Below are 6,682 nucleotides of genomic sequence, written 5' to 3'. Positions count from 1 at the left end.
ATCGTGCTCTCCAGTGCCACAGCCGCAGCCCTCCCTGGGGTAGTCATCGTGATTCGTGCCGGTTCGCCGGTCCTGCGGGAATTCGCGCAGGACCGGCAGGTCTCACGCGCATCATTCTAGTGTTCTGCGAATGGCTCCTCGGCGAAACGGGCGGCGACACGCTCGGGGCCTCGAATAGTCGAATTCCCGCCGGTGGCGTATGCTCGGGTTCGCATATCGAGCACGGTGCGTTCTCACGCATTCTCGTTCCACCCTCGAGTGGTTCTCCGAAAGCGATCCGCGGTTGTTCGCGGTGGATTCACGGATTCGCTGCCCACGGGCACCAATCCCCACGCCCCGCCACCTGCCCGGTTCCCACGTCCCGGGCCGAATGATTCGGCGCCTCGCCGTCATCCCAATCCTGTTCGGGCCGTTCGGCGATATGCAGACCCCAGACTTCTCGGCGATACATGGCCGAACAATGGCGCGGCCGCTACCTTGCCGCGTCCCTCGGTGGGACCAACCCGCCAGACGGTAAAGAAAGGACCTCCGTGGCTTCAGCGGATACCTCCTCAGACATCGCCTCGCTCCGGCTGCCGGAGCTCCGTGCTCTCGCGCAGCAGATGGGCCTCAAGGGGCTGTCGGGCAAGCGCAAGGGCGAGCTCGTCGCGATGATCCAGGGCGGCAGTGCCCCCGCCGCTCCCGCGCGTTCCGAGCGCCGCGCCGATGCGCCGGCCGGCGAGGGGCAGGGCCGGGACAAGGGCTCGGCCCAGGACCAGGGCAGGGAGCAGGCACAGGCCCAGTTCCAGGACAAGGGCAAGGACCAAGCGTCTGACGGCGCAGGTGCCGATTCCCGGGGCCGCTCCGGTCGCCAGGAACCCGAGAGCTCGCAGCAGTCCGATCAGTCCGCCCAGGGCGGGCGCGATCGCGAACAGCGCGAGCAGAACGACCAGCGCGATCAGGGCGATGGCCAGGGCAACAACGGCGGTAATAACGGCGGCGGCAATAACCAAGGCCAGAACGGCAACGACGGCTCGGGTGATAACGAGCAGGGCGGCCGCCGGAACCGCAACCGTAACCGCAACCGGAACCGCAATAACGGCAACAACGATGGAGCCGGCGGCAACAACAACGGCGGCAATAGCGGCAACGGCGGCAACAACAACGGCGACCAGGGCCAGAACGGCGGCGGAAACAACAATTCCGGCGGCAATGGCCAGGGCAACGGCGGCGGCGGCCAGGGCAACAACCAGAACACTGGCGGCGGGCGAAACAACAACCGCAACGACCGCGACGACGAGGGCCGCGGGCGCCGCGGACGTCGCCGGCGCGACCGCGGCCGCAATCGCGGCGACAACGGCGGGGACAACGAGATCCGCGAGGGCGATGTCCTGCAGCCCGTCGCCGGCATCCTCGACGTTCTCGACAACTACGCGTTCGTCCGCACCTCGGGCTACCTCGCGGGCCAGAATGACGTCTACGTGTCGATGAACATGGTGCGCAAGCACGGCCTGCGCCGCGGCGACGCGGTCATCGGCGCGGTGCGCATGCCGCGCGATGGCGAGGGCTCGGGCAATCAGCGCCAGCAGAAGTTCAATCCGCTCGTCCGGATCGACAGCATCAACGGCGGGCCGGTCGAGGAGGCCAAGTCCCGCGTCGACTTCGGCAAGCTCACCCCGCTGTACCCCAACCAGCGCCTGCGCCTCGAGACGGAGAAGAACGTACTCTCCACGCGAGTCATCGACCTCGTCATGCCGATCGGCAAGGGGCAGCGCGCACTCATCGTCTCCCCGCCGAAGGCCGGTAAGACGACGATCCTGCAGAACATCGCCAACGCGATCGCGACGAACAACCCCGAATGCCACCTCATGGTCGTGCTCGTCGACGAGCGACCCGAGGAAGTCACCGACATGCAGCGTTCGGTGCAGGGCGAGGTCATCGCGTCGACGTTCGACCGTCCGCCGTCAGACCACACGCAGGTCGCCGAGCTGGCGATCGAGCGTGCGAAGCGCCTCGTGGAGATGGGGCAGGACGTCGTCGTCCTCCTCGACTCGATCACCCGCCTCGGCCGCGCCTACAACAACTCCTCGCCGGCATCGGGGCGCATCCTCTCCGGCGGTGTCGACTCCACCGCGCTCTACCCGCCGAAACGCTTCCTCGGCGCAGCGCGCAACATCGAGAACGGCGGCTCGCTCACCATCATCGCCACGGCCATGGTGGAGACCGGCTCGGCGGGCGACACCGTCATCTTCGAGGAGTTCAAGGGCACCGGCAACGCCGAGCTCAAGCTCGACCGCCGCATCTCCGAGCGCCGCGTCTTCCCGGCGGTCGACGTCGGGCCGTCCGGCACGCGCAAGGAGGAGCTCCTCATGGGCGGCGAGGAGGCGCAGATCATGCACAAGCTGCGCCGCGTGCTGTCCGGGCTCGACTCGCAGCAGGCCATCGACCTGCTCCTCTCGCAGCTCCGCAAGACCCAGACCAACTACGAGTTCCTCCTGCAGGTGTCGAAGACCACTCCGACCCTCCCGCAGGACGAGGAGTAAAGAGCCCAGTGAGCAAGACACCTTCCGCTATCGACGACGTCCTCGCCGAGTACCAGGGCCTTGAGATGCAGCTCTCGGACCCTGCGCTGCACGAGAACCCGGCGGAGGCCAGGCGTGTCGGCAAGCGCTTCGCCGAGCTCGGCCCGGTCGTGAACGTCCACAACGCGCTCACCTCCGCCGAGGACGACCTCGCGGCCGCGAAGGAGCTCGCTCACGAGGACAAGTCCTTCGCCGAGGAGGCCGAGCGCCTCGAGGCGGAGGTGGAGCGGCTCCGGGAGCAGATCACCGATCTGCTCGCCCCGCGCGATCCACACGACTCCGACGACATCCTGCTCGAGATCAAGCCGGGTGCGGGCGGCGAGGAGTCTGCGCTCTTCGCCGCGGACCTCGCGAAGATGTACCTCAAGTACGCGGAGAAGTCCGGCTGGAAGGTCGAGACGCTCGGGATCACCGAATCCGATATGGGCGGGTACAAAGACGCGACGTACGCCATCAAGGCGAAGGAGCCGTCTCGTGACGGCGTGTGGGCGCACCTCAAGTTCGAGGGCGGGGTGCACCGCGTGCAGCGTGTGCCCGTCACCGAGTCCCAGGGGCGTATCCACACCTCGGCCGCCGGAGTCATGGTGTTCCCCGAGGCCGAGGCCCCGGAGGAGATCGAGATCAACGACGCCGATCTCCGCATCGACGTGTACCGCTCCTCGGGCAAGGGCGGCCAGGGCGTCAACACGACCGACTCGGCCGTGCGCATCACGCACCTGCCCACCGGCATCGTGGTGACGTGCCAGAACGAGCGCTCGCAGCTCCAGAACAAGGCGCGCGCGATGGAGGTGCTCGCCGCCCGGCTCCAGCAGCAACAGGAGGAGGCCGCGGCCGAGGAGGCCGCCGAGGGACGCGCCGCGCAGATCCGCACGGTCGACCGTTCGGAGCGCATCCGCACGTACAACTTCCCCGAGAACCGCATCGCCGACCACCGCATCGGCTTCAAGGCGAACAACCTCGACCAGGTTCTCGCGGGCGAGATGGGCGACCTCATCGCCGCGCTCCGCGAATCCGAGCGCGCCGAGCGCCTCGAGGAGGCGTAGTTCGCCTACGGCCCGGGCTTCTTCGCCCAGGCCTCTAGGCCCCTGAGTCCCCGGGCCTACGGCCCCTCGTGCTCCCCAGGCCACAGGGCGGCCACGGCCGAACCTCTCCTTAAGGACGAACCCCACCCATGACGACGGACGTCCCGGATCTCCTCCGCGAGCTCGCCTCCCGACTCGCCTCCGCCGGGAGGGAATCGGGAGCCGCGGAGGCCGCGACCATCGCGAGCCACGCGGCGGGGATCAGCCGTGGCGAGCTCGCGGCCGCCGCCACCCTGCCCGACGAGGTCGCCGAGCGGGCCCGCGCTTTCGCCGCGCGCCGGGCGGACACCGGCGAGCCACTGCAATACGTGCTGGGCCAGGCCGTGTCCGGGGCGCTCGATCTCGCGGTCGGTCCCGGAGTGTTCATCCCACGCCCGGAGACAGAACTCCTCGTCGACTGGGTGCTCCGCAATCTCCCCGCCCCTGCGCCCGCCGCGGGGGAGTCGGCCGAGAAGGCACAGGTGCCCGTCGTCATCGATCTGTGCGCGGGGAGCGGGACGATCGCGCTCGAGCTCGCCCACGCGCGGCCGGGGATCGCGGTCCACGCGGTCGAGCTGGATCCGGACGCCGCGACATGGCTGCGGCGCAACGCCGCCGCGCGCGCCGCGGCAGGCGACACTCCGATCCGGATCGCCGAAGCCGACGCCACGGACCTCGACCGATTGCTCGAGGTGTTCCCCGAGCTCGACGGGTCCGCGAGCGCCGTCGTGAGCAACCCCCCGTACATCCCCGCCGCGGCCGAGGCCGAACTCCCGGCGGAGATCACCGCCCACGAGCCCGCCAGCGCCCTCTACGGCGGGCCCTCGGGTAACGACGTCATCGCGGGGATCGTGCCCGTCGCCGCGCGCCTGCTCGCGCCCGGCGGAATCTGCGCCTGCGAGCACGACGACGCGACCGGCGATTCCGTCGAGGCGCTGTTCGAGGCGCACGGCGGTTTCGTCGATGTGCAGCGTCATCGCGACTTGGCGGGACGCCCCAGGTTCGTCACGGCGCGGCGAGGGTAGATTCAACAGAGGGATTCGCCGCGCCGTGGCGGATCGCCGGCAGGATTTTCGAGGAAGGGAGAACGGTCGGTGAGCCTGACCTACAACTGTGGCGAGGAGAGCAGCCGGAAGGTGGGCCTCACTCAGGCGACGAGCACGCTTCGCTCGGGCCGGCTCGTCGTGATGCCCACGGACACCGTCTACGGCATCGCCGCCGATCCCTTCAATCCCGATGCCGTCGCCGCGCTCCTCGCGGCGAAGCACCGCGGCCCGGACATGCCCGTGCCCGTGCTCGTCGGCTCGTGGGACACCATCGACGGCCTCGTGCCCTCGGTGAGCGCCGAGGCACGCACGCTCATCCGCGCGTTCTGGCCCGGTGGGCTGTCGATCGTCGTGCCGCAGGCGCCGTCTCTCACGTGGAACCTCGGGCACACCGCGGGCACCGTGATGCTCCGGATGCCGTTGCACCCCGTCGCCATCGAGCTCCTCCGCGAGACCGGCCCGCTCGCCGTGTCGAGCGCGAACGTCTCGGGGAATCCGCCGGCGCAGACCGCGGCCCAGGCCAAGGAGCAGCTCGGCGAGTCCGTTTCTGTGTACCTCGAATCGGGGAACTCGGATATCGGTACGGCCTCGACCATCGTCGACCTCTCCCGCGGGGCGCCGCGGATTATCCGCGAGGGCGCCGAGACCGCCGAGCGTGTGGCGGAGGCGCTCGGGGTCTCCGCTGAGTCGCTGCGGGGATAGTCGGTGGTACTCGCGCAGTCCGTGGGAGGCTCGCTCGGCGGCGCCGGCGTGCCCTATCGCGAACTGCTGCTCATCGCCGTCGTCGCGGGGCTGGTCACGTTCGTCATCACGGGCTTCGTCAAGGGGTTCGCGCCGATGGTGGGCGGGGTCAAGTACCCGCGTGGCCGCGACGTGCACGTGATCCCGACGCCGCAGATCGGTGGCCTCGGGATCTTCACCGGCTTCTGCGTGGCCGTCTTCCTCGCCTCGAACCTCCCGGCGCTCACCCGCTCGTTCCCGCCGTTCACCTCCGACGTACAGACGGTGATGGTCGCCGGGGGAGTCATCGTGCTGCTCGGCTTCGTCGACGACACCCTCGAGCTCGGCGCGGTGACCAAGCTCGTCGGACAGATGGCTGCCGCCGGGGTGCTGTGTGTCGGTGGCGTCACCTGGTTCCTCGTCTACATCCCGTGGAGCGGGAACATCCTCGTGCTCGACCAACTCCAGGCGGGCGTGGCCACCGCACTGTTTGTGCTCATCGTCGTCAACGCGGTGAATTTCGTTGACGGCCTCGACGGGCTCGCGGCGGGGATCGGCACGATCGTGGCGATGGCGCTGTGTCTGTTCGCCATGGCGATCCTCTACCAGCAGGGCGGCACCGTGAGTGCTTATCCGCCCGCCTTGATCACGGCTGTTCTGGCGGGAGCGTGCCTTGGTTTCCTCCCGCACAATTTCCACCCGGCCCGGATCTTCATGGGCGATACCGGCGCGATGTTCATCGGGCTCATGCTCGCCGCCGCCTCGATCAACGTCTCCGGGCGGATCTCGCAGTCGATGTACGGATCGCAGAACCTCCTCGTCCTGCTGTCGCCGGTGATCGTCGTGGGGGCCGCGCTCTTCGTCCCGCTCCTCGACCTCGTCCTCGCGGTGGTGCGCCGCGTCCGCGCCGGTAAACACCCGTTCTCCGCGGACCGCAAGCATCTGCACCACAGGCTCCTCGAGCTCGGGCACTCGCAGACGCTCGTCGCCCTGGTGATCTACGCGTGGGTCGCGCTCTTCGCCTTCGGGGCCGTCTCGCTAACCGTGTTCCCCGCCCGCTGGACCGTGCCCGCGGTGCTCATCTGCCTCGTGCTCGTCATCGTCTTCACCGCCACGCCGCTGTGGATGGGCGCGAGCGGACGACGGCTCGGCCGCTTCGGCCGCCGCCGCGTGGGAAGTGGCGCGGGGAGAAGCTCCGAGAGCGCCACCCACAAGGGCTGACGCCTCGGGCGGCACTACCGGCCGAAGGCCCTGGCGCACGCGGGGTGCGCAGCTGGGTCGCGACCAACCCGCC

General features: G+C 69.3%; 5 protein-coding genes. All 5 read left to right on the top strand.

Annotated features, from left to right (window positions below; all coding sequences use genetic code 11):
* The first annotated feature begins 530 nt into the window (after window positions 1-530).
* The 5 genes from rho (at window position 531) to V7E05_RS03270 (ending at window position 6,609) form a co-directional block, all read left to right on the top strand.
* Window positions 531-2,522: a transcription termination factor Rho gene (rho, locus tag V7E05_RS03290; protein WP_333618243.1), complete on the top strand. Its 1,992-nt coding sequence runs from the start codon at window positions 531-533 to the stop codon at window positions 2,520-2,522.
* Between the two features lie 8 nt (window positions 2,523-2,530).
* The gene (prfA, locus tag V7E05_RS03285; protein WP_333618242.1) at window positions 2,531-3,604 is read left to right on the top strand and encodes a peptide chain release factor 1; all 1,074 of its coding nucleotides are present in this window, start codon (window positions 2,531-2,533) and stop codon (window positions 3,602-3,604) included.
* A gap of 128 nt (window positions 3,605-3,732) precedes the next feature.
* Window positions 3,733-4,647 (top strand): peptide chain release factor N(5)-glutamine methyltransferase, encoded by a 915-nt coding sequence (prmC, locus tag V7E05_RS03280; RefSeq protein ID WP_333618241.1) that lies wholly within the window; start codon window positions 3,733-3,735, stop codon window positions 4,645-4,647.
* A 69-nt stretch (window positions 4,648-4,716) separates the two neighbouring features.
* The gene (locus V7E05_RS03275; protein WP_333618240.1) at window positions 4,717-5,370 is read left to right on the top strand and encodes an L-threonylcarbamoyladenylate synthase; all 654 of its coding nucleotides are present in this window, start codon (window positions 4,717-4,719) and stop codon (window positions 5,368-5,370) included.
* Between the two features lie 3 nt (window positions 5,371-5,373).
* A complete protein-coding gene (locus V7E05_RS03270) occupies window positions 5,374-6,609 on the top strand; it encodes an MraY family glycosyltransferase (RefSeq protein ID WP_333618239.1) in 1,236 nt (411 codons plus the stop codon).
* Window positions 6,610-6,682 lie beyond the last annotated feature (73 nt).

It is taken from the genome of Dietzia sp. (genome assembly GCF_036741115.1).
In the GTDB taxonomy this organism is placed as follows: domain Bacteria; phylum Actinomycetota; class Actinomycetes; order Mycobacteriales; family Mycobacteriaceae; genus Dietzia.
The sequence above is the reverse complement of the archived record's forward strand: the minus strand, read 5'-3'. Positions and strand labels throughout refer to the sequence as shown.